Origin of the sequence: Bordetella genomosp. 7, from assembly GCF_002261415.1 — a bacterium.
In the GTDB taxonomy this organism is placed as follows: Bacteria; Pseudomonadota; Gammaproteobacteria; order Burkholderiales; family Burkholderiaceae_B; genus Bordetella_A.
The window spans coordinates 40,050-63,004 of record NZ_NEVI01000013.1 but is presented as its reverse complement, the minus strand read 5'-3'; the positions used below and the strand labels follow the sequence as shown (position 1 = coordinate 63,004).

The 22,955-nt window shown below is 66.3% G+C and carries 23 protein-coding genes; 18 read left to right on the top strand and 5 right to left on the bottom strand.

Annotated features, from left to right (window positions below; genetic code table 11):
* Positions 1–40 precede the first annotated feature (40 nt).
* The 6 genes from ctaD to CAL18_RS06600 all read left to right on the top strand — a co-directional run bounded on the left by ctaD (position 41) and on the right by CAL18_RS06600 (position 6,573).
* Complete coding sequence (gene ctaD, locus CAL18_RS06625) at positions 41–1,618, top strand: cytochrome c oxidase subunit I (RefSeq protein ID WP_094796513.1); 1,578 nt, start codon at positions 41–43, stop codon at positions 1,616–1,618.
* Positions 1,619–1,627: 9 nt separating this feature from the next.
* A complete protein-coding gene (locus CAL18_RS06620) occupies positions 1,628–2,227 on the top strand; it encodes a DUF2244 domain-containing protein (protein WP_094796512.1) in 600 nt (199 codons plus the stop codon).
* Entirely contained in the window at positions 2,199–3,221 is a 1,023-nt protein-coding gene (locus CAL18_RS06615; RefSeq protein ID WP_094817560.1) for an SDR family oxidoreductase, read from the top strand. The genes CAL18_RS06620 and CAL18_RS06615 overlap by 29 nt, the downstream gene beginning before the upstream one ends.
* 125 nt (positions 3,222–3,346) lie before the next feature.
* On the top strand, positions 3,347–4,243 hold the full coding sequence (locus CAL18_RS06610) for an NAD(P)-dependent oxidoreductase (RefSeq protein ID WP_094817559.1): 897 nt from the start codon (positions 3,347–3,349) through the stop codon (positions 4,241–4,243).
* A 93-nt stretch (positions 4,244–4,336) separates the two neighbouring features.
* Positions 4,337–5,788: an NfeD family protein gene (locus tag CAL18_RS06605; RefSeq protein ID WP_094817558.1), complete on the top strand. Its 1,452-nt coding sequence runs from the start codon at positions 4,337–4,339 to the stop codon at positions 5,786–5,788.
* Entirely contained in the window at positions 5,785–6,573 is a 789-nt protein-coding gene (locus tag CAL18_RS06600; RefSeq protein ID WP_094796508.1) for a slipin family protein, read from the top strand. Before CAL18_RS06605 ends, CAL18_RS06600 begins: the two co-directional genes overlap by 4 nt.
* 5 nt (positions 6,574–6,578) lie before the next feature.
* Here the strand turns inward: CAL18_RS06600 and CAL18_RS06595 are convergent, their stop codons facing one another.
* Both CAL18_RS06595 and CAL18_RS19570 read right to left on the bottom strand, forming a co-directional pair.
* Positions 6,579–7,151 (bottom strand): DUF4142 domain-containing protein, encoded by a 573-nt coding sequence (locus CAL18_RS06595; protein ID WP_026641364.1) that lies wholly within the window; start codon positions 7,149–7,151, stop codon positions 6,579–6,581.
* 133 nt (positions 7,152–7,284) lie between these two features.
* On the bottom strand, positions 7,285–7,503 hold the full coding sequence (locus CAL18_RS19570) for a hypothetical protein (protein ID WP_026641363.1): 219 nt from the start codon (positions 7,501–7,503) through the stop codon (positions 7,285–7,287).
* A gap of 130 nt (positions 7,504–7,633) precedes the next feature.
* Here CAL18_RS19570 and CAL18_RS06590 point away from each other — a divergent pair, with 130 nt between their 5' ends.
* Both CAL18_RS06590 and CAL18_RS06585 read left to right on the top strand, forming a co-directional pair.
* On the top strand, positions 7,634–7,918 hold the full coding sequence (locus CAL18_RS06590) for a hypothetical protein (protein WP_038852704.1): 285 nt from the start codon (positions 7,634–7,636) through the stop codon (positions 7,916–7,918).
* Positions 7,919–7,973: 55 nt separating this feature from the next.
* The gene (locus tag CAL18_RS06585) at positions 7,974–8,468 is read left to right on the top strand and encodes a DUF421 domain-containing protein (RefSeq protein WP_094817557.1); all 495 of its coding nucleotides are present in this window, start codon (positions 7,974–7,976) and stop codon (positions 8,466–8,468) included.
* Between the two features lie 63 nt (positions 8,469–8,531).
* Here the strand turns inward: CAL18_RS06585 and CAL18_RS06580 are convergent, their stop codons facing one another.
* Positions 8,532–9,797: a glycosyltransferase gene (locus tag CAL18_RS06580; RefSeq protein ID WP_094817556.1), complete on the bottom strand. Its 1,266-nt coding sequence runs from the start codon at positions 9,795–9,797 to the stop codon at positions 8,532–8,534.
* Between the two features lie 256 nt (positions 9,798–10,053).
* Here CAL18_RS06580 and CAL18_RS06575 point away from each other — a divergent pair, with 256 nt between their 5' ends.
* Positions 10,054–11,478 carry an RNA polymerase factor sigma-54 gene (locus tag CAL18_RS06575; protein ID WP_094817555.1) on the top strand — a complete coding sequence of 475 codons (1,425 nt, stop codon included), beginning with the start codon at positions 10,054–10,056 and terminating at the stop codon, positions 11,476–11,478.
* Between the two features lie 154 nt (positions 11,479–11,632).
* Here the strand turns inward: CAL18_RS06575 and CAL18_RS06570 are convergent, their stop codons facing one another.
* Positions 11,633–12,004, bottom strand: coding sequence for a hypothetical protein (locus tag CAL18_RS06570; protein ID WP_094817554.1), 372 nt, complete (start codon positions 12,002–12,004; stop codon positions 11,633–11,635).
* A gap of 208 nt (positions 12,005–12,212) precedes the next feature.
* On the opposite strand from CAL18_RS06570, the gene CAL18_RS06565 reads away from it, so the two are divergent.
* Positions 12,213–12,530 (top strand): BON domain-containing protein, encoded by a 318-nt coding sequence (locus CAL18_RS06565; protein ID WP_026641359.1) that lies wholly within the window; start codon positions 12,213–12,215, stop codon positions 12,528–12,530.
* 53 nt (positions 12,531–12,583) lie between these two features.
* On the opposite strand, the gene CAL18_RS06560 is transcribed toward CAL18_RS06565, so the two are convergent.
* Positions 12,584–13,441, bottom strand: coding sequence for an SDR family oxidoreductase (locus tag CAL18_RS06560; protein ID WP_026641358.1), 858 nt, complete (start codon positions 13,439–13,441; stop codon positions 12,584–12,586).
* Positions 13,442–13,613: 172 nt separating this feature from the next.
* On the opposite strand from CAL18_RS06560, the gene CAL18_RS06555 reads away from it, so the two are divergent.
* The 8 genes from CAL18_RS06555 to CAL18_RS06520 are packed head-to-tail and all read left to right on the top strand — an operon-like array spanning position 13,614 to position 22,559.
* Positions 13,614–14,342 carry a FadR/GntR family transcriptional regulator gene (locus CAL18_RS06555; RefSeq protein WP_026641357.1) on the top strand — a complete coding sequence of 243 codons (729 nt, stop codon included), beginning with the start codon at positions 13,614–13,616 and terminating at the stop codon, positions 14,340–14,342.
* A 55-nt stretch (positions 14,343–14,397) separates the two neighbouring features.
* Positions 14,398–15,378 (top strand): DctP family TRAP transporter solute-binding subunit, encoded by a 981-nt coding sequence (locus tag CAL18_RS06550; RefSeq protein WP_026641356.1) that lies wholly within the window; start codon positions 14,398–14,400, stop codon positions 15,376–15,378.
* Positions 15,378–15,860 (top strand): TRAP transporter small permease, encoded by a 483-nt coding sequence (locus CAL18_RS06545; RefSeq protein ID WP_026641355.1) that lies wholly within the window; start codon positions 15,378–15,380, stop codon positions 15,858–15,860. The genes CAL18_RS06550 and CAL18_RS06545 overlap by 1 nt, the downstream gene beginning before the upstream one ends.
* Before the next feature lies 1 nt (position 15,861).
* Positions 15,862–17,145 (top strand): TRAP transporter large permease, encoded by a 1,284-nt coding sequence (locus CAL18_RS06540; protein WP_026641354.1) that lies wholly within the window; start codon positions 15,862–15,864, stop codon positions 17,143–17,145.
* The gene (locus CAL18_RS06535) at positions 17,142–18,050 is read left to right on the top strand and encodes an HpcH/HpaI aldolase/citrate lyase family protein (RefSeq protein ID WP_026641353.1); all 909 of its coding nucleotides are present in this window, start codon (positions 17,142–17,144) and stop codon (positions 18,048–18,050) included. The genes CAL18_RS06540 and CAL18_RS06535 overlap by 4 nt, the downstream gene beginning before the upstream one ends.
* Before the next feature lie 10 nt (positions 18,051–18,060).
* Entirely contained in the window at positions 18,061–19,776 is a 1,716-nt protein-coding gene (locus CAL18_RS06530; RefSeq protein WP_094817553.1) for a thiamine pyrophosphate-binding protein, read from the top strand.
* A gap of 13 nt (positions 19,777–19,789) precedes the next feature.
* Positions 19,790–21,034, top strand: coding sequence for a Zn-dependent hydrolase (locus CAL18_RS06525; protein WP_026641351.1), 1,245 nt, complete (start codon positions 19,790–19,792; stop codon positions 21,032–21,034).
* A gap of 25 nt (positions 21,035–21,059) precedes the next feature.
* The gene (locus CAL18_RS06520; RefSeq protein WP_094817552.1) at positions 21,060–22,559 is read left to right on the top strand and encodes an aldehyde dehydrogenase; all 1,500 of its coding nucleotides are present in this window, start codon (positions 21,060–21,062) and stop codon (positions 22,557–22,559) included.
* Positions 22,560–22,955 lie beyond the last annotated feature (396 nt).

Here is a 22,955-nt window from a genome sequence, read left to right as displayed (position 1 = left end):
CGATGTCCGCCGCGGGTCCTCCGCCTATTCTGGATACGCCATGGAAACACTGACCCATCACGCGCCCCACGGACACGAGGCTCCGCACGGTTGGCGCCGTTGGCTGTTTGCCACCAACCACAAAGATATCGGGACGATGTATCTCATCTTCTCGTTCGTCATGCTTCTTGTAGGCGGCTTGCTGGCGTTGCTGCTGCGCACCGAGCTCTTCGAGCCGGGCCTGCAGTTCTTCCAGCCCGAACTGTTCAACCAGTTCACCACCATGCACGGCCTTATCATGATCTTCGGCGCGATCATGCCGTCGTTCGTGGGCTTCGCCAACTGGATGATTCCGATGCAGATCGGCGCGTCCGACATGGCCTTTGCGCGCATGAACAATTTCAGCTTCTGGCTGCTGCCCGTGGCCGCCTCCATGCTGACGATGTCCTTCTTCGTATCCGGGGGCGCCACTGCGGCGGGCTGGACGCTGTACGCCCCGCTGTCCACACAGATGGGCCCGGGCATGGATCTGGCCATTTTTGCCGTGCACCTGATGGGCGCCTCGTCCATCATGGGCGCGATCAACGTCATCGTCACCATCCTGAACATGCGCGCTCCCGGCATGACGCTGATGAAGATGCCGATGTTCTGCTGGACCTGGCTGATCACCGCCTTCCTGTTGATCGCCGTGATGCCCGTGCTGGCCGCCGCCATCACCATGCTGCTGACCGACCGCCACTTCGGCACCGGCTTCTTCAATGCGGCCGCCGGCGGCGACCCGGTGATGTACCAGCACGTGTTCTGGTTCTTCGGGCACCCCGAGGTCTACATCATGATCCTGCCGGCCTTCGGCATCGTGTCCATGGTGGTGCCTGCGTTCTCGCGAAAAAAATTGTTCGGCTACGCGTCCATGGTGTATGCCACCTCGGCCATCGCGGTGCTGTCGTTCATCGTGTGGGCGCACCACATGTTCACCACCGGCATGCCCGTTGCCGGCCAGCTGTACTTCATGTACGCCACCATGCTGATCTCCATACCCACGGGGGTGAAGGTGTTCAACTGGGTCGCCACCATGTGGCGGGGTTCGCTCACCCTGGAGACGCCCATGCTGTTCGCCATCGGCTTCATTTTCGTGTTCACCATGGGTGGCTTCACGGGACTGATCCTGGCCGTGGCGCCCATCGACATCCAGGTTCACGACACCTACTACGTGGTGGCGCACTTCCACTACGTGCTGGTGGCCGGCTCGCTGTTCGCGCTGTTCGCGGGCGCGTACTACTGGGTGCCCAAGTGGACGGGCCGCATGTACAACGAGAAGCTGGGCAAAGTGCACTTCTGGTTCACCCTGATCTCGTTCAACATCACGTTCTTCCCCATGCACTTCCTGGGGCTGGCCGGCATGCCGCGCCGCTACGCCGACTACGCCGCGCAGTTCACCACCTTCCACCAGATGGCCACCATCGGCGCGTTCTGGTTCGGGCTGTCGCAGCTGCTGTTCCTGTATGTCATGGTGCAGTGCTACCGCGGCAAGGGCGCGACCGCGGCAGCCAAGCCCTGGGAAGGCGCCGAAGGCCTGGAATGGACCGTGCCGTCGCCCGCGCCGCATCATACATTTGCCCTGCCGCCCGAGGTGCATTGAGTCGCTGCCATGTTTTCCGCCCCAACCTGCACGGGCGCGATGCCAGCCCGTCGCTCTACTGAAGAAACCGCCGCGATTGCGGCCGCCGACATCGAACGACGCTGGACGCTCAAGCGCAACTGCTGCGTCATGCCACGGGAATTCCTGCAGGGGATGGCCGTCACGGCCGGCCTGGTGCTGGTGGTCAGCCTGGCGTTCAGCTGGCGCGGGCTGTGGCTGGTGGCGCTGTTCGGGGCGATGGAGATCGCCCTGATCGCGGGCGCCACCGTGTGTTTCGCCCGGCATGTGCGCGACGGCGAGACAGTCACGCTGCTTACCGACGGCCGCATGATCGTCGACATCTGCACGGCCGGCAACACCACGCGCCATGTGTTCAACCGCAACTGGGCACGCCTCGTGCGTCCGTCCGACTCGCCGGACGCGCTCTGGCTGCATTACGGCTCGGTGCGCGTGCGGCTGGCTCGCCACGTGCCGCCGGAGCGGCGCCGCGACCTTGAAACCGACCTGCGACGTTCGCTGCCCTGGCGCGGCCCACCCGGCACGTGCCGGGCGGCGGCCGCACCCCACACGGGAGATCAGCATGACCGTCCGATTGAAAAAACTGCATGACCAGGTCATGGTCATTACCGGCGCCAGCAGCGGCATAGGCCTTGCCACCGCCCGCATGGCCGCACGCCAGGGCGCCAAAGTGGTGCTGGCCTGCCGCAACCAGCAGGCGCTGGACGAAATCGTAGAAAACATCAGGGCCGAAGGCGGCGATGCGCTCGCCGTGCAGGCCGGCGTGGGCGTTGCCGCCGACCACGACCGCATACTGGGCGCCGCCACCGAAAAATACGGGCTGGTCGACACCTGGGTAAACAATGCCGGCGTGTCCATCTTCGGGCGGCTGGAAGACGTACCGGTCGAGGACCAGCGCAAGCTCTTCGACACCAATTACTGGGGCGTTGTCTACGGATCCATCACGGCCGTGGCGCATCTCAAGAAGCACGGCGGCGCGCTCATCAACATCGGCAGCGAAGTTTCCGAGCGCGCCGTGCCGCTTCAGGGGGCTTATTCCGCGTCGAAGCATGCCGTCAAGGGCTACACCGACGCCCTGCGGATGGAGCTGGAGGCGGAAGGCGCGCCCGTATCGGTCACCCTGATCAAGCCGGCCTCTGTCGCAACCGGCTATGCCCGCCACGCCCGGAACTACATGGACGTGGAACCCAGCCTGCCGCCACCCATATATGCCGCGGACACCGTGGCCCGCGCGATCCTGTACGCGGCCCAGCATCCGCGCCGCGACATCTACGTGGGCAGCGCCTCTAAAGTCATGTCCTCCATGGGCTGGCGCATGCCGGGCGTGGCCGACCAGCTGGCGGGCTGGCTGATCCGCAAGCAGCGCAGCGAAACTGCCGCCGCCGATCGCGCCGATGCACTCTATGAAGCCGGCGCGCCTGTGCAGGACGATACGGCGCGCGACGGCGCGCACGCGCCCCATGTGCGGCGGCACAGCATGTATACGCAGCTTTCCACCAGCGGGCGCGGGCTGGTGTGGGCGGGCGCGGCAGCGCTGATCTGCGGCACCGTCCTGACTGCCGCGCGCGGCCGCCGCTGGCACTGAGCGGCATTGGCCGATGCCGGGCTCCTTGCGGGGCCCGGCATTCTCTAGCCTGCACCGCGCGCCCGCGGCTTGTATGATCACTCCTGTCCCGCCGCGGCCGCGGCATCCGAACGCGCTACATACTAATGAACACCGGTAAAGACACCATCGGCATGATAGGCGTTGGCCTCATGGGCCACGGCATCGCCACCAATATCGTCAAGCATGGCCATCGCCTGGTCCTGCTCGATCACCCCGGCAACCAGCCCGTGGACAAGCTGCTGGCCGCCGGCGCGGCCAAGGTCGCCAGCCCCGCGCAGGTGGCGCGCCAGGCCAACATCATCATCCTGTGCGTAACGGGCACGCCGCAGGTAGAAGACGTGCTGTTCAGCCCAGACGGCCTGCTGCAGGGCCTGCGGCCGGGCACCGTCGTCATCGATTGCTCTACCGCGATTCCCTCCTCCACGGTGCGCATTGCGCAGACACTGGCCGAAGCCGGCGCGCAGTTCCTCGACGCCCCCATGACCCGCACGCCCAAAGAGGCCGCCGAAGGCCGCCTGAACCTGCTGGTTGGCGGCGATCGCGCGCTGTATGACCGCTGCCTGCCGCTGCTGCGCTGCTACGCCGAAAATATTTCGTATGCAGGCCCGGTGGGATCCGGCCATCGCATGAAGCTCATCCACAACTATGTGTCGCTGGGGTGCGCGGCCGTCATTGCCGAAGCCGCCGCGTGCGCGCAGCGGGCGGGCATCGAACCGGACGTGCTGGTGGACATCCTGGCCAAGGGCGGCGGCGGCGGCGTCGCACTGGATCGCATGCGCCCTTTCCTGCAGTCCGGCGACGACTCGGGGCTGCGCTTCTCGCTGTCCAACGCGCGCAAAGACTTGAATTACTACACCACCATGGCTGAAGAAGCGGGCGCCGTGCATGGCGCAGCCAGCGCCATCGAACGGTTGTTCGAACTCGGCGCACAGGCGTGCCCGCCGCAGGCCACGGTGCCGCACCTGGTGGACGTACTGGCCCGCGGCCCGCGCGATACCTGACCCCGGGCGCGCCAGGCGCGCCTTGTAGAGCGTGGCGCTGCGCACTACCATGGGACCAGGGCTTGCGTTGCAAGCCCTTCCAGGAGGGCCGCCATGCCGCCACGAGTACCCCACCTGACTGCCTGCGCCTGCGAAAGACGCCTGTTGCAAGGCCTGGTCTGGCTGTTCCTGGCGGCGGCGCTCGTGTTCGCGGGGGCACACGCCCGTGAACCGGCCGCGTTGCCGGCGCAGCCCGCTCCGGTAGTCGTCCTGCAGTTGCAGGGCGCAGTCGGCCCGGCCACTACCGAATACCTGCGGCGCGGGCTGGCCGAGGCAGACCGGCGGCGCGCCGCGGCAGTAGTGCTGCGCATCGACACCCCCGGCGGCCTGGCCTCATACATGCGCGAGATTGTGCGCGATATTGTAGGCTCGCCTGTGCCCGTCATCGGCTACGTTGCGCCCGGCGGCGCGCGGGCCGCCAGCGCCGGCACCTACATACTTTATGCCTGTCATGTCGCCGCCATGGCGCCTGCCACCAATCTGGGCGCGGCAACACCCGTGCAGATGGGCGGGCCCGGCGCGCCGGCCGACCGCCCCGCATCCCCCGAAAAGCGCGACGGCGAGCCGGACAAGAAACCCGACAGCGCTGGCGCCGGCGGCGGCGATGCGCTCGAGCGCAAGGCCATCAATGATGCGGCGGCATTCATCCGGGGCCTGGCCGAACTGCGCGGGCGCAATGCACAATGGGCCGAAGACGCCGTGCGGGGCGCCGCCAGCCTGAATGCATCCGAAGCGCAGGCGCAGAACGTCGTAGACCTGCTGGCCAACGACATGCAGGACCTGCTCGCCAAGGCCGACGGGCGCGAGGTGCGCGTGAACGCGTCCGCCATCCCGCTCGCCACGCGCAACGCCCCGCTGGTGGAACTGCAGCCCGACTGGCGGACCCGCGTGCTGTCGGTGATCACCGACCCCAACATAGCCTACATACTGCTCTTGCTGGGCATATACGGCATCCTTTTCGAGATGATGAATCCCGGAGCCATCCTGCCCGGCGCGCTCGGAACCATCGCCCTGGTGACTGCGTTGTTCGCCCTGAATATGCTGCCCGTCAGCTACGCGGGGCTTGGCCTGGTGGTGCTGGGCATCGCGCTGATGGCGGCCGAAGCGTTTACGCCCACGCTCGGATTGCTGGGTGTGGCCGGCCTGGCGTTGTTCGCGTTCGGCTCGCTGTTTCTGTACGACACCCCGGCCGCCGACTTTTCCCTGTCGGTGCCCGTGGTGGCCATCGCGGCCGCCGCCAGCGCCCTGGTGCTGTTCATGATCTTCTTTGTTGCTTTGCGGGCCCAGCGCAAGCGCGTGGTCGCCGCAGGCAGCGCCCAGCCCGGCCAGCGTGTCGAGGTGCTGTCGTGGCATGGGCATTGCGGGTTGGTGCGGGCCGGCGGCGAAACCTGGCAGGCGCGGTCCGATACGCCCCTGCGGCCGGGCGAGCAGGCCATCGTCCAGGGTCGCCAGGGCCTGGTTCTGCAATTGCAGCCCTCTGACACCCATCACAAGGAACAGCAATGACGCTTATCGTATCCGTGGTTCTGGCAGCGCTGCTGGTGCTGCTGGCCGTATCGATGATCCGTGTCCTGCGCGAGTACGAGCGCGGCGTAGTCTTCACCCTGGGACGGTTCACCGGCGTAAAGGGGCCGGGGCTGATCATCCTGATTCCCGTGGTGCAGCAGATGGTGCGTGTCGATATGCGGACTGTCGTGCTCGACGTGCCCACGCAGGACATTATTTCGCGCGACAACGTGTCCGTGAAGGTCAACGCGGTGCTCTACTTCCGCGTCGTCGATGCCGACCGCGCAGTCATCCAGGTCGAACAATACATGGACGCCACGAGCCAGCTCGCGCAGACCACGCTGCGCTCCGTGTTAGGCAAGCATGAGCTCGACGAGATGCTATCCGAACGAGACAAACTCAATGCCGACCTGCAGGAAATCCTCGACCGCCAGACCGAAGACTGGGGCATCAAGGTCGCCAACGTCGAAATAAAACATGTCGATATCGACGAAAGCATGGTGCGCGCCATCGCGCGCCAGGCCGAAGCCGAACGCAACCGGCGCGCGCGCATCATCAACGCCGAAGGCGAACAGCAGGCGGCCGAAAAGCTCGTGCAAGCGGCCCGCGTACTGGCCAGCACGCCCGAAGCCATGCAGTTGCGCTTCCTGTCCAGCCTGTACGACATCGCTGGCGACAAATCATCCACCATTGTGTTCCCGGTGCCGATAGACCTGCTGCGCGGCGTATTCGACAAGGCCGCGGCGCGGCCGCATGCCGGCGCCGCGGATGCCCCTGCAAGATAGGCGCATCACAGCTGGCCGCTTTCCACGGCGGCCAGCATCGGCGAGTCGGCCTGCCAATACTGCATGGCCTGCAGTTCCCGGGCCTTCTCCAGGTGGCTCTGCAGCATGGGCACCACGCTTGCCGCGTACGCCTGGATTTGCGGATCTTTGCTGTTGCGCACGGTGCGCTTGTACAGTCGCAGCACGGCCGCCTGCCCTTCCAGGGCGACTTTGGTCAGATAAAGTTCATCGAACTCGCCGGGCGCGGCCTTCTGCAATTCTCCCAGCACGGCATGCTGCTCGGCCCCCACGGCAGTGGGCACCGAGCGCGATTTGTCGGCCGCCAGCGCGAGCAGGCTGGCCCGCGCATGCGCGTGATCGGCTCTGACGGCCCGCGCGTACTCCCGGACCTCGCTGCGCGTGGCGCGCTGCAGCGCCAGCTCGCCGGAGCGCAACTCGAACAGCCCCGCCCGCGTGGCGGCTTCCATGAACAGGCGATCTTGCTGGTCCAGCGCGGCAGAGGACGCGTATGCCTGTATACCCACAATAACGGCCGCCGCAGCCACGGCGGCGATGCCGGCCATCTTCCACGGATCCATGTCAGTCTCCCCCAATGTGGCCCGCCAGCGCGGGCGACTCAGGGATAGCAACCCGCGTGCCTGCGGGGGGCGATGCAGCTGCCCCCTTCCCGCGGCCCGCAGGCGGGGCGATGGGCGGCGGGTGTCCGGACAGCTACGAGCGATTGTCCACCGGCGGCGCGCCCGGCGTCTGGTTGCCCGGGTCCCACAAGTCATCCGGCTCCACCCCGGGTGGAATCCGCACCTTGGCGCCGGCGCGGTTCGGGTCGGCCGGACGATCGTTGAGCGTGCGCTCGGCGTCGCGCCGGGGCTCGCGATCCGCTTGTTTGTCGGACTCATCGGGCTGGGTAGGTTTCTGGCCAGTGGCATTCATAACGGCTCCTCATTGACGTCGACAGCAATGCGTCTTCCGCAAGCGGCATACCCGCGCCCGCGCCGGGCACGGCGTTTGCGATAAGCCCGGCGGGCGCCGCGGGCGCGCCCCTACGCCAAGGAGCTGAACCATGTCACAAGCAATGCTTCCGGTCTCGCCGTTTCCCTTTCGCGCAGTGCCTCGTCCGCCAGGCCTGGGCCCCAGCGATTCGTCGGATTCGGGCAGCGACCTGCCCGGCCCGGGCGGCGACCACGACACCGACTCCCAGGGCACGGGCGAGCGCGAAAGCGTGGAGCCCACCCTGGATGAGGACAGCGGCGCCGACATCGAGACGGACCGCATCGTGGACGAAGAAGAAGCCGGACTCGCGCGCACGCGCCCCGATCCGGCCCGCAACGGCGGCCAGCCGGACTGAAGCCAGGCCGCCGGTCAGGCGGCCCCACTGCACTGGTAACTAATGGAGCTGGGCCATGGATGTGAATTGGCCGGAACTGTTTCGTCTGACGGTGCCGCCGCTGGAGCTCTTCGTGCGCGGATCGGCAATGTACTGGTTCATACTGATCCTCCTGCGCATCGCGGGGCGGCGCGATATCGGATCGATGGGCGTGGCCGACATGCTGGTGCTGGTGCTGATTGCCGACGCCGCGCAGAACGGCATGGCGGGGCAGTACCAGTCCATCACCGATGGCGCGATCCTGGTGGCGGTAATCGTCGGATGGGTGGCTCTGATCGACCGGCTGACCTATTTTCTGCCCTGGCTGGACAGGATGCTGGAACCCAAGCAGATATGCCTGGTACGCGATGGCCGGATGCTGCGTCGCAATATGCGGCGCGAATACATCACACCCGACGAGTTGTTGAGCGAATTGAGGCTACAGGGCTGCCACGGTCTGGCCGACGTCAGGCGCGCCTATATCGAGCCCGACGGCAATATCAGCGTGCTGAAGCGGCCGGGTGCGCCCTGACCTGCGGCTCGCCAGTGCGGCGCGGCCGCTCGCCGCGGCCCGCACCTCCCCCTACCCCCTGCGTCAGGCCGCCAGCTCCTGCGGCCGCGTATAACGCCGGGCCGGCGCTCGCGTGCGCACGGCCAGCTCGTCATACACAGCCAGCAAGTCCTTGCCCACCTGCTGCCACGTGAACAGGCGGCGCGCGCGCCGTGCCCCCGCCCATCCCATCTTCTGGCGCAATGTCGCGTCGCTTGCCAGTTGGGCCAGTCGCGCCGCAAGCGCCTGCGGATCGCGGGCGGGCACCAGAAAGCCAGTCTTGCCGTCCTTGATCGTGCTGCGTATGCCGCCCGTGTCCGACCCCACCACCGGCCGCCCGCAAGCCATGGCCTCCACGGGCGTGATCCCGAATGGCTCGTACCACGGCGTGGTCACGAAGACATCGCTCGCGCTGTAATACCACTTCAGCTCATCGCGGTCTTTGCGGCCGACGAAATCCACGCACGCCGTGACGCCGGCCTGCTCTGCCACCCGGCGCAACCGCGCCAGCTCGGGGCCATCGCGTTCATCGCCGCCCACCACGCAAAGACGCGCTTCCCTACCGTAACGGTCGCGCAGCACTCCCAGGGCTTCGATCACGTTGTCCACGCCTTTGCGCTGCACCATCCGGCCCAGCTGCAGCACGCGGAAGTCCCCTTCCTGCCAGCCCAGGTGCCGGCGCGCCACGTTCGCATCGACGGGCGCCATTTCGCCCGGGTCATAGCCGCAGGGTACGACGCGGATGCGGCCGGGATCCGCGTCGTAGAGATCCAGCAGGTCGCGCCTGTCCTGCGGGCATTCGGCGATGATGAGGTCCGCCTCGCGCACCACCGTGCTTTCGATATCGAAGCGGCTGTCGGGAAAACGGTCGGCTTCGCGCTGATGCAGTCGCCGCACGCGACCCAGCGCATGAAACGTCACCACCAGCGGCGTGCCGAAGCGCCGCGCCACCTCCAGGCTGGCATACGCCGACATGAAGAAGTTTGCGTGAATCACATCGTACGGACGTGACTGCTGGGCGACGTGCCGCGACAGAAAAGCTGCGAAGTCGTCCATATACGGCAGCAAGTCTTCTTTGGGCACATACCGCGCGGGGCCCGCCGGCACGTGTATCACACGGATGCGCGGCTGCCAGGCCACCACTTGGGCCAGCATGGGGTCATCTCGGCGCGTGAAAATATCTACCTCATGTCCCGCCGCCGCGAACTGCCTGGCCGTCTGGGCGACATAAATGTTCTGCCCACCGCTGTCGACACTGCCGGCTCGCGCCAGGGGCGAGGCATGTTCGCTGCCAATCGCGATCTTCTTCATAAAGGATTCTCCATACGGGACTGGACGCCGTCACTGCCAGGCGCTGCCCGCCAGAGTCGCAAGCACTATGCCGTCTCTGCGGTCCGGGCAGACGTACGGCGGCGCACGCCGGCTCCGGCACTTCTTACACGGCGCCGTAAGAAACGGACGCGCCGGGCATCCCTCTTGCGGGCGCCCCGCTGGGGCCGACGAACTGGCATGGATCTTGCATGCTTACGGGTGTTCTGTTGGATATCGCCGTAAAAAGGAGACAACGTTGATTCACGCTACAGAGTTGCGCTTGCGCCAACAAACCGCACTGACGCCCCGCCTGCAACAGTCGGTCAAGCTGCTGCAGATGTCAGCCCTGGAGTTCAATCAGGAAGTGCGGCAAGCGCTGGTCGAAAACCCGTTCCTGGAAGAAGACGAAGAAAACCTTCCCGCATATATGCCGGGCGATGAAGCCGACGGCACGAACACGCCGGTGGAACCGGCCCAGGCTATCGCGCCATCAATCATTGCCAGCGAGAACGGCCCCGTCGAGTACTCGGGCGACTACCCCGCATCGCGCCATACCCACGACGGCGCGCCCATGGACATGGGCCAGTGGGTGGGCGCGTCCATCTCGTTGCAGGAGCGCCTGGATCAGGAACTGCGCACCTACCGCCTTTCGCCGCGTGACCGCCTGTTGGCGCAGTACATCGTGCAGGCGCTGGACGAAGACGGCTATCTGCGCCAGCCGCTGGATGAGCTGGCCGACAATTCCATCTTTGGCACGCCGCCCGATGAAAGCGAGTGGCGCGCCGCGTTGCGCCTGGTGCAGCAACTGGATGTGCCGGGGCTCGGCGCGCGCGACCTGAAAGAATGCCTGACCCTGCAACTGCAGGCCATGGACGAGCAGCGCGCGGGCGTTGCCCTGGCGCGCCGTATTGTCGATGAACACCTGAACGTGCTGGCCCGTCACGACTATGAAGCGCTGCAGCGCGCGGTCGGTTGTAGCGAGTCGGAACTGAGGCAGGCCTGCGACATCATACGTTCGCTCGATCCGCGCCCGGGCCGACGCTATGACCAGGCGCCGCCCGCCTACATTGTTCCGGACGTCATCGTCCGCAAGGAAAATGGCCAGTGGAAGGTGCATTGCAACCGCGGCGCTGTTCCGCAGCCTCGGCTGCATCGCGCGTATGCCGACCTGTTTCGGACCACGCGCTATCGCGATCGCGGGCCCATGGCGCAGGAACTGCAGGAAGCACGCTGGCTGGTGCGCAACGTCGAACAACGCTACAGCACGATACAGCGTGTGGCCGAAGCCATTGTCCGCTTGCAGCACATGTTCTTCGAATACGGGCCGGTGGCGCTGCGCCCACTGATGCTGCGCGAAGTGTCGGCCGAACTCGATATCCATGAATCCACGGTGTCGCGGGCGACGGCCAACAAGTACATGGCGACCCCGATGGGCATTCTGGAATTTAAGTATTTTTTCTCGCGCGAGCTGGCTACCGACACGGGCGGCTCTTGCTCGGCGGGCGCGGTGCGCGCGCTGATTGCCGATCTGATCGACAACGAAGATCCTCGCATGCCGCTGTCGGACGTGGCGCTGGCCAGCAGGCTGGCAGCCGACGGCATTGTCGTGGCGCGCCGCACCGTATCCAAGTACCGCGCCCAGTTGAAGCGACCGCCGGCTGAAATGCGTCGGCAGTACTGACGCACTTGGCCAGCCGCGCGCCTCGCCGGCCGCGCCTGGCCGGCCGCGCATCAATACAGACGGCGCCGCCTGGGGTTGCAGGCAGCGCCGCTTTTGTTTGCGCGCGGTGGTTGCGGCGTGATCCCGGGGCGCTGCCGCCCCGGGATCCGCGTTATCACTTCCCGCCCGTGTTGGGCATCTTCGGATCCGTCGTGCCCGGCTCATTGCGGTTGGGCACCTGGTCCTGCGTGGTGGGCATACCCGTCGCGCTGCCCGGCGCTCCTTGATGACCCGGAGCCGTCGACGTGCTGCCATGCGTGCTCATCGAGCCCTGGTCACGGTGCGCCGGATTGGTTTCTCCAGCGGGGGGAACCTGTCCGGGAGGCACAGGCGTATTGGGCGGCACGGCCGTACCGTCGTTGGGCGTGGTCGAGGGCGAAGTGCTCGACGGCGTGCCCGTATCCGGGGTCGACTGCGCATAAGCGCCTGATGCCATCGCACCCATCATCGCCACAGCCGCGGTCAGGGAAAGTAGTTCACGCTTCATGTGAGTCTCCTAAACAGTGGTCAGAGTCTTCCTTATCGCAACCTCCATGCCCGCGCGTGGCCGGCGCAGCGCCGGGGCCGGCCCGTACCGGTCCAGCCGGTAGCCCGCCAGCGTTACATGGACAGGTAAATCCCGCACACGCCAGCGGGCACGCGATTTGCGGCCACCGGCGCGGGCGCTTGTGCCCGTAAACCAATAAGGAGTAGTCATGAAGAACACCCGCCTTCTCAAAGCCCTGGGCGCGGCTGCGCTGGCCGCCACGCTGGCCGCCTGCGCCGCGCACGACGGACATCGCAGCGCGGGCCAATACACCGACGACACGGCGACGACGGCGCGCGTCAAGGCAGCCCTCGTCCAGACCGAGGGCGTGTCCGCCGCAGACGTGCAAGTGGAAACCTATAACGGCGTCGTGCAGTTGAGCGGCTTTGTGCCTAGCAAAGACGCCGCATCGCAGGCGGTACAGGCGGCGCGCGGCGTGGATGGCGTCAAGGAAGTGCGCAACGACATCCAGATCCGCGGCAAGTAAGTCGCATGCGAACGATGGCGCGCGCCTGCGCGTCGCACGCCATCGTTCGCGGGTCACCCGTTGACAATCTGCCCGCCGTTCGGATGCAGCACCTGCCCCGACATATAGCTGGCGTCATCGCTGGCCAGAAACACAAAGCACGGCGCGACCTCATCGGGCTGGCCCGGCCGGCCCATGGGTGTGTTCTTGCCGAACGATTCCAGGCTGTCCTCGGGGAAAGTCGAAGGAATCAACGGCGTCCAGATAGGGCCCGGCGCGACCGCGTTCACCCGTATTCCCCGCTCGGCCAGCGCGGTGGACAGTGAACGCGTAAAGGCCACGATCGCGCCCTTGGTCGCCGAATAGTCGATCAGCTTCGGATTGCCATGGTACGCGGTCACCGACGTCGTGTTCACGATCGCGCCGCCTTGCTGCATCAAGGGCAATATTTCCTGCGTCAGGCGGAACAGGGCAAAGAAGTTGGTGCGGAAGGTGCGCTCCAGCTGTTCGCGGCTGATGTTCTCGAACGTCTCCATGACGTGTTGCTCTGCGGCGTTGTTGACCAGCACGTCCACCCTGCCGAACGCTTCACGGGCCATGGCCACCACCTTCGCCAGATGCGCCTCGTCGCCCAGGTCGCCTGCCGCCAACAGGCAACGGGCGCCCGCTTGCGTCACGAGCCTCTCGGTTTCGCGCGCATCGTCATGCTCTTGCAGATACGTAACAAGCACATCGGCGCCCTCTTTGGCGTACGCGATCGCCACCGCCCGCCCGATGCCGCTGTCGCCGCCCGTTATCACCGCGCAGCGGCCTCGCAGCTTGCCCGCGGGCAGATAATCGCGTTCTTCGCCATCCGGGCGGGGGGACATGCGGTCCTGCCGCCCCGGCTGAGACTGCTGGCGGGGCTTGCCATCGTCGCTTGCCTGGGGAATTTGATTCGCTGACATACACAGATCTCCGGATGCGGTTGGCGCCGCGCGGACGCGCGGCACCGTGGCCGGCGCAAGACGCATGCCGGGGGCTATGGTTTTCCCCAGTGGGAAAGACGGCAGCGCTTGTGTAAAGTCAGTGGCCTGACCACTAGGCCACCAGGCATCCAGGCCCATGAGCACGTTCCACGCCGTCGCGGTGACGCGGCTCTATCGCATGATCGCCGACCAGATCGCCAGCCGCATACGCGCCGGCGATTTCCCCGCCGGCTCGCGCCTGCCGGCCGAACGGGATCTGGCCGAGCAGCTGCAGGTCAGCCGCTCTTCCATCCGCGAAGCCCTCATTGCCCTGGAAATCGAGGGATATGTCGAAGTGCGCGTAGGCACCGGCGTGTTCGTCCTTGCGCCGCGCGAAGACGGCAAGTATGGCCCGGCGACGGCTGCCGGGCCCGTGGCGACCGAGCCCAGCGATATCGGGCCCTTCGACCTGCTTGAAACCCGGCTCCTGCTAGAGCCCGAATGCGTGTCGCTCGCCGCCCAGCGCGGTTCTGCCGAGCAGATCGCGGCGATCCAGGCGGCTCATCGCGCCATGTCGCTGGCCGACTCCCCCGGCACGCACGATCGCGCTTTCCATGGCGCGATTGCCGAGGCCTGCGGCAATGCCGCGCTGGCTTCCGCCATTTCGCACATCTGGCAGCTGAGCACCGCCAGCCCGGTATTCAGCCGCCTGGAAGAACACTTCGTCACCACCCAGGTCTGGCAGGCGGCGCACCAGGAACACGAACGCATCCTGTCCGCCATTGTCGATCGCGACCCCATACGGGCGCGCCACGCCATGCACGATCACCTGGTCGGCATCCTGGCACGCCTGCGAGAAGATTTCGGCAGCGGCGGCCTGCGCTAGCTGTCGCCATCCCGCCCGAAAGGCCCCTAGACAACAACATCCCAAGGTGAAAACCATGCAGCTGACCCGTACTCTCACCACCCTGCTGGCTACCGCCGGCATCGCCCTCGCCGCTCCCGCCCAGGCTCTGGACATCAAGCTGGGCCACGTGCTGGCGCCCAGCCATAGCTGGCACAAAGCGGCCGAAGGGTTCGCCGCCGACGTCAAGGAAAAGACCGACGGCCGCGTCAACTTCGTGCTCTACCCCAGCGGCCAGCTGGGCAACGAAAAGACCATGATCGAAGGCCTGCAGATCGGCAGCCAGGGCGCGGCCATCATCGGCTCGGGTTCGCTGCAGCCGGTGGAGCCGAAGTTCGGCATCGTCGAGCTGCCCTACACCTGGAAGGACGCCCGGCAAGCCTACGCGGCCTATGACGGCGAGCTGGGAGAGGCGCTGGCCAAACTGGCAGCGGCCAAGAACCTGGTGATCCTGTCCTGGTGGGAAAACGGCTTTCGCCACCTGACCAACAATCGCGGCCCGATCAACACGCCGGCCGACCTCGACGGCCTGAAGACGCGCGTCACGCCCGACAAGATGCGCCTGGATACCTTCACCGCCCTGGGCGCCAATCCCGCGCCGCTGGCCTTCGGCGAGTTGTATTCCGCCCTGCAGCAGAAGGTGTTCGACGCGCAGGAAAACCCCTTGTCGATCATCTACACCTCGTCATTCTTCGAAGTGCAGAAGTACTTGTCGCTGACCGGCCACGTATGGGGTCCGGCCAGCCTGATCGTGGCCAAGCACACCTGGAACCGCATTTCGCCCGAAGACCAGAAGGTCGTGCAGGCGGCCGCCGACAAGTGGCGCGACGAACAACGCAAGATGATCACCGAAAGCGATGCCGAGTATGTGGCGCGCCTGAAAGAAAAGGGAATGCAGGTCAACGAGGTCGACAAGGCGCCGTTCATCGCCGCCGTGGCGCCGGTCTGGAAAACCTATGAACCCATCTACGGCGCCGACCTGATGTCGGTGCTGCAGAAGTACCGCGAAGGTCAATAATGCTGCTGCGCCTTGCCGACCTGCTGTCGTGGGTCAGCAAGGCCATCGCCGCTGTGGCGGTGGCCGTGCTGGCCGCGCTTATCACGTATGTCGTATTCCAGCGTTTCGTCACGCACGAAACGCCGCACTGGGCCGAAGAGCTGCCTCGCCTGGTGCTGGTGTGGGCCGCGTTTATCGGCGGAGTCACCTGCAGCCATGAACGAACCCACCTGCTGGCCGGATTGCTGCCCTTCTTTGTACGCAACCGCCGCACGCTCGATTTCGTCGAGCGCCTGAACCAGCTGCTGATCATCATCGGCCTGGGCGTGCTCGGCTATGCCGGCTGGCAGCTCGCCCAGCTCACCATAGACCAGACCCTGCCCGCGCTGAACGTGTCGGCCGGCATGGTCTATATGGCCTTGCCCGTGGCGTGCGCGGCCGCGGTGCTGGTGCACGTGTCCCAATTACTCGCGGCCCGCGACGCCGCCTCGAAGGACCAATAAGATGTCAATGGGTGCCCTCTTTCTCATGGGCGTATTCACCGTCACGGTGCTGATCGACATGCCCATCGCCTTCGGGCTGGTGTTGTCGTGCCTGGCCTATCTTGCCGTGTACGACACCGCCCCGATGATGCTGGCTGCGCAGCAATATGTGGCGGGGCTCGACAGCTTCACGCTGCTGGCGATCCCTCTTTTCATCCTGGCCGCGCAGCTGATGAACGGCGCCGGCCTGACGCAACGCATCGTGCGCCTGTGCGCGGCGATCGTCGGCGATATCCGCGGCGGCCTGGCCGTGGTGGCGGTGCTGGCGTGCATGATGTTCGGCGCCTTGTCGGGCTCGGGCGTGGCAGACGTCATCGCCATTGGCAGCCTGCTGCTGCCCGCCATGGCTCGAAGCGGCTACGACAAGGGTTTCAGTTGCGCGCTGGTCGGCAGCGCGGGCGCCGCCTCGACCATCATTCCGCCCAGTATCGTGCTCATTGTGTACGGCACCATTACCGACACATCGGTAGGCAAACTGTTCCTGGCGGGCATTATTCCTGGCATTTTGCTGGGGATATCCCTGATCGTGGTGGCCATCTGGCAGGCCCGCAAATACAACTGGGCCGGCGGCGATCCGTTCAGCTGGGCCGAACTGCGCTCGGCGCTGGCCGGCGCCCTGCCTGCACTGATGGTTCCGGTGCTGATCGTCGGCGGCATCCGCATGGGTGTCTTCACAGCCACCGAAGCCGCTTCCAGCGCCATTGTGTACGCCTTGCTCGTGGGCTTCTTCTGGTACCGCAGCCTTACCCTGCGCACGGTCTGGGAAAGCCTGAAGTCCACCGGCGAAGGCAGCGCGGCCATCCTTCTGCTCATCGGCGCATCCGGGCTGTTCGCCTGGATCCTGGTGGCCGAACAGGTGCCCCAGGCGCTGTCGCAGATGCTGGTCCACTTCACCGACAGCAAGACCGCCGTGCTGCTGATCCTGACGGTGGTGCTGTTGCTGCTGGGCACATTCATGGAAGCCATTCCGGTCATCATCATCGTGGCCCCCGTGGTCATGCCGGTGCTCGCCCACTACAACATCGACCCGGTTCACTTCGGCATTCTGCTGTCCATCAACATGGCCATCGGCGCCAACACGCCGCCCGTGGGCGTCGACCTGATGGCTGCATGCAAGATCGGCGGCATCAACATGATGCAGACCCTGCGGCCGCTTACCTGGATGATGCTGGCCATGACCGCCGTGATGCTGCTGCTTACGTTTGTTCCCGAACTTGTCCTGTACTTGCCCAGGCACGTCCAATGAAACCTGAACTTCTCCCCTTGCGCCCTGCCCGGCTGCGCCGCAGCTGGATGTTCGTGCCCGGCCTGGACGAGGCTGCCCAGCGGCGCGGGCTGGAAAGCGGCGCCGACGTGCTGGTGGCCGACCTGGAAGAGTTCACCGCGCCTGCCGACCGGCCCGCCGCGCGCCAGCGCATCGTGGCGCTGTTCAAACTGTGCCGCGCGCGCGGCACGGTGGCCGCGGTGCGTATCAACACCCTGGCCGGCGACGGGCTGGCCGACCTGCGCGGCATCATGCCTGGCGCGCCCGACGCCATATTGCTGCCGCATGCCGAAAATGCCGAGCAGATCCGCGCGCTGGACGAGGCCATTGCGGCCTGCGAAGCCGAGTTCGGCCTGGCCGCCGGCCGCACCGAAATCGTGCCCACGCTGGAATCGGCCCGGGGCGTCAGCCGTGCGATCGAGATCCTGGGCGCCAGCGACCGCGTGTCGGCTTGCCTGTTGGCCGCCGAAGATCTCACCGCCGATCTCGGCGCCGAACGCGGCCCGGATGGCATCGAGCTGCACGCGCTGCGCAGCCGCTTCCTGGTCGACTGCGCGGCCGCCGGTTGCGTGCCCATCGATTGCCCTTTCAACTACCGCGACCCCCGGGCCCTGGCAGACGATCTGCGCTGGGCCCGCCGCATCGGGCTGAAGTCCAAGTGCGCGGTGTTTGCCGAGCAAGTGCCGGCCATACATGCCGCCTTCACGCCCAATGCCGCGGAAGTCCGGTCGGCCCGGGCCCTTGTGCTGGCGTACGAGGCGCAGAAGCGCGGCGAGCCGGATGCCGGCGCACCCATCGATCCGCCCGACTACAACACGGCGCGCCGCCTGCTGGCGCGCCATGCCGAATTCGAAGAATGGCATGCCGTGACGCATCCGGCGTCCTAGGAGACTTTGTATGACCCCCGCAATCCAGCCTTCGCGCAATGGCGGCCAGATTCTCATGCAGCAGTTGCGCGCGCATGGCGTGCATCGCGTATTCATGGTGGCTGGCGAAAGCTACTTGCCGTGCATTGACGCCCTGAACGAGCATGCCGGCGCGATCCAGCCTGTGGTATGCCGGCAAGAAAGCGGCGCGGCCTATATGGCCGAAGCCCATGGCAAGCTCACCGGCGAGCCCGGCATCTGCTTCGTGACGCGCGGACCTGGCGCCACCAACGCCAGCATCGGGGTGCACACGGCGTTTCAGGATTCGACGCCGATGATCCTGTTTGTTGGCCAGGTGGGCAACGACTTCTACGAACGCGAAGCTTTCCAGGAAATCGACTACCGCCGCATGTTCGGGCAGATGGCCAAGTGGGTCGCGCAGATCGACCGCACCGACCGCATTCCCGAATATGTATCGCGCGCCTTCAGGGTGGCCACCAGCGGCCGGCCCGGCCCGGTGGTGCTGGCGCTGCCCGAAGATGTCCTGTGGGGTCAGGCCTGCGTGCCCGACCTGCCGCGCTACGCACGTACCCCGCTCCACCCGGGCGCCGACGACCTGGAGCGCATGGTTGAACTGCTGGACCAGGCGCAGCGCCCGTTTCTCCTGGTGGGCGGCAGCGGCTGGACGGGTGACGCCATCGCACAGGTGGCCGCGTTCGCCGAACGCTTCGAACTGCCGGTGGGCACGGCCTGGCGTCGCCTGGAATGCTATGACCAGCGCCATGCCAATGCGGCCGGCCAGGTGGGCTGGGCCATGACGCCGGAGCTGCGCAAGCGTGTCCTGGACGCCGACCTGCTGCTGGCCGTGGGCACGCGCCTGGGCGAGGCCACTACCGAAGGCTACACGCTCATCGAAAGCCCGCTGCCGCGCCAGAAACTGGTGCATGTGTACCCCGATCCCGGCGAACTGGGCCGGGTATTCGCGCCGACACTGGGCATCGCCAGCAGCATGACGGCCTTCGCCGCCGCGCTCGACGGCCTGAACCCCGGCCATGCCGCCAGCCGCGCCGATGCCGTGCGCGGCGCGCACGCCGAGTACCTTGCCAGCCTCGCGCCGCTGCCCGCGCCGGGCGAGCTCAGCCTGGACGAGGCCGCCGCCCACGTCAACGCGCAGCTTCCCGCCGATGCCTGCATCACCGTCGGGGCGGGCAACTATGCGCTGTACCCGCATCGATACCGTCAGTTCACGGGCCTTGGCACCAGCCTGGCGCCCACGGTCGGGGCCATGGGGTACGGCCTGCCCGCTGCAATCGCCGCCAAGCTGGAAAACCCGGCGCAGACGGTAGTGTGCTATGCGGGCGACGGCTGCTTCCAGATGAATATGCAGGAACTGGGAGTAGCCATGCAATACCGGCTGGGCATCATCGTTCTGGTGTTCAATAACGGCATGTGGGGCACGATCCGCGCCCACCAGGAACGCGATTTTCCCGGCCGTGACATCGCGCTGGGCTTCGACAACCCGGACTTCACGCAAATTATCAAGGGCTATGGCGGCTACGGCGAAGCCGTAGAGCGCACTGCCGATTTCGGGCCCGCGTTTGCCCGCGCCCGCGCGTTTGCCGAACGGGAGAACCTGCCCGCCCTGCTCGAACTCCGCTACGACCCCGACGGCATCGCCCCGGGCCAATCTCTGGCCGCCATCCGGGCCGACGCGCTGGCATCTCGGGCTACGCCCGCCTTTTCCTGAAAGGACCTTCACGATGACGACTCCGACCATATCCATTGACGGCAAGCGGCTCTGGCAGTCGCTGATGGACCTTGCAAAAATCGGCGCCACGCCCAAGGGCGGCAATTGCCGGTTGGCACTGACCGCGCTCGACGGCCAGGGGCGCGACCTGGTGGTCGGCTGGATGAAAGATGCCGGCCTGACCGTCCGCGTGGATCAAGTGGGCAATATCTTCGCGCGCCGCGCCGGCCGCAATGACGCCCTGCCTGCGGTGATGACTGGCAGCCATATCGACACCCAGCCCACGGGCGGAAAATTCGACGGCTGTTACGGTGTGCTGGCCGGCCTTGAGGTCATGCGTACGCTCAACGATGCCGGCGTGCAGACCGAGGCGCCACTGGAACTTGCCATCTGGACCAACGAGGAAGGGTCTCGATTCGTGCCGGTGATGATGGGCTCCGGCGTGTTCGCGGGTAAGTTTCCGCTCGAGACCGCGCTGAACGCGCGCGATGCGGACGGCAAATCTGTGCGCGACGAGCTGCAGGCCATCGGCTATGCGGGCGCCGATCCCGTGGGCGGCCGCCCCGTGGATGCCTACTTCGAGGCGCACATCGAACAAGGCCCCATTCTTGAACACGAAGACAAGGTGATCGGCGTGGTCACCGGATCGCTGGGCCTGCGCTGGTACGACGTCGTGGTCACGGGCATGGAAATGCACGCAGGCCCGACGCCCATGGCCATACGCAAAGATGCGCTGCTGGCAGCCAGCTACCTGGTGCAGGCAGTGATCGACATCGCCAACGCCAACCAGCCGCATGGCCGTGGCACGGTGGGCGAGATCCACGCACACCCCGGCTCGCGCAACGTGATTCCCGGTCAGGTGCGCATGACGGTAGACCTGCGTCACGAAGACGAAGCCACGCTCACCCGCATGCACGAAACGTGGAAGCAGGCCGCCCAGGATATCGCCACCCGCCACGGCGTTACCGTCGAAGTGAAAGATGTGCAGTACTTCCCGCCCACGCCCTTCGACCCGGATCTGGTGGGCAAAATCCGCGACGGCGCGGCCGCCCGCAACCTGCCCCGCATGGACATCGTCACGGGTGCGGGCCACGATGCGGTGTACATGGCGGCCGTGGCCCCCACGGCAATGATCTTCGTGCCGTGCAAAGATGGCATCAGCCACAACGAAATCGAAGACGCGCGCCCCGACCACCTGGAAGCCGGTTGCAACGTGCTGCTCGACGCCATGCTCAAGCGCGCCGGCATCGCAAGCTGAAGCGCGACCCGACAGGAGACTTCCCATGACTTTGCACGATCTTGAATACTGGCGCGCCAAGGCCGCCACCCTGACCCTGCGCGGCCAGGCCTATATCGACGGCGCTTACGTCGATGCGCTGGACGGCGCCACCTTCGCCGCGCACAGTCCCATCGATGGCCGCAAGCTGGCCGACGTGGCCGCTTGTGGAGAGGCCGATGTCGACCGCGCCGTACGAGCGGCGCGGCACGCCTTCGAGTCGGGCGTGTGGCGCGACCTGCCCCCGCGCGAACGCAAGACCCGGCTGCAGCGCCTGGCCGCGCTCATTACCGAACACACCGAAACGCTGGCGCTGGTCGAGACGCTGGATATGGGCAAGCCGATACGCGACGCGCTCGCCTTCGATCTGCCGGAAACGGCGCACTGCTACGCCTGGTTCGGTGAAGCCGTCGACAAGATATACGACGAAATCGCCCCCACCGGCGGCGAGTCGCTGGCCACCGTCACGCGTGAGCCATTGGGCGTCGTGGCGGCGGTCGTTCCCTGGAACTACCCGCTGCTGATGGCGGCCTGGAAGGTCGCGCCGGCCCTGGCGGCCGGCAACAGCGTGATCCTGAAGCCTGCCGAGCAGTCGTCGCTCAGCGCGATCATGCTGGCGGACCTGGCCGCGCAGGCCGGCATCCCGCCGGGCGTGTTCAACGTAGTGCCCGGCTTCGGCGCGCAGGCCGGCCAGGCGCTGGGCCTGCATCCCGACGTCGATTGCGTGGCCTTTACAGGGTCCACGGCTACCGGCAAGCGCTTCATGCAATATGCCGGCCAATCCAACCTGAAGCGCGTCTGGCTGGAATGCGGCGGCAAATCGCCCCACATCGTGTTCGACGACTGCCCCGACCTGGACCGGGCGGCGCTGGCCGCGGCGGCGGGCATTTTTGTGAACCAGGGCGAAGTCTGCATCGCCGGCTCGCGCCTGTATGTGCAGGCGGGCATATACGATGAATTCCTGGAACGTGTCACGGCGCATGCCCGCGCCATGCGGCCGGGCGACCCTCTGGACCCAGCCAGCGTCATCGGAGCCATGGTCGACGAGCGCCAGATGCAGTCGGTGCTGGCGCGCATCGACGCCGGACAGCGTGAAGGCGGAGTTTCACTGCGCGTGGGCGGCAACCGGGTGCTGGGCGACAGCGGCGGCTACTACATCGAACCCACCATCTTTGACTGCACCAGCCCCGACAACTCGCTGATGCGCGAAGAAATTTTCGGTCCGGTGCTCGCCGCCCAGCGCTTTACCACCGAAGACGAAGCCATCGCATTGGCCAACGACTCGATCTACGGTCTGGGCGCCGGCCTCTGGACGGCCAACCTCAGCCGCGCCCATCGTCTGTCGCGCCGCCTGCGCGCGGGCCTGGTCTGGGTCAACTGCTATGCCGAGGGCGACATCACCGTGCCGTTCGGCGGCGTCAAGCAGTCGGGCTTCGGCCGCGACAAATCCCTGCACGCCCTGGACAAATACAGCGACCTGAAAACCACCTGGATCAGCCTGGCCTGACACCGCGGCGCCGGATCGCCAGGTGTCTGACACCCAAGGGTGTCAGACACCTCCCAATGAACGCAACCGCAGCCCCATACCACCGCGTCCCCGCGCCAGGTGTCTGACACCCAACGGTGTCAGACACCCCCAATGAACGCAACCGCAGCCCATACCACCGCACACCCGCGCCAGGTGTCTGACACCCAAAGGTGTCAGACACCCCCCAATGAACGCAACCGCAGCCCATACCACCGCACACCCGCGCCAGGTGTCTGACACCCAAAGGTGTCAGACACCCCCCAACTGAACGCAACCGCAGCCCATACCACCGCACACCCGCGCCAGGTGTCTGACACCCAAGGGTGTCAGACACCCCCCGAATGAACGAATCCATTCCCTCCCACCAACCGTAAC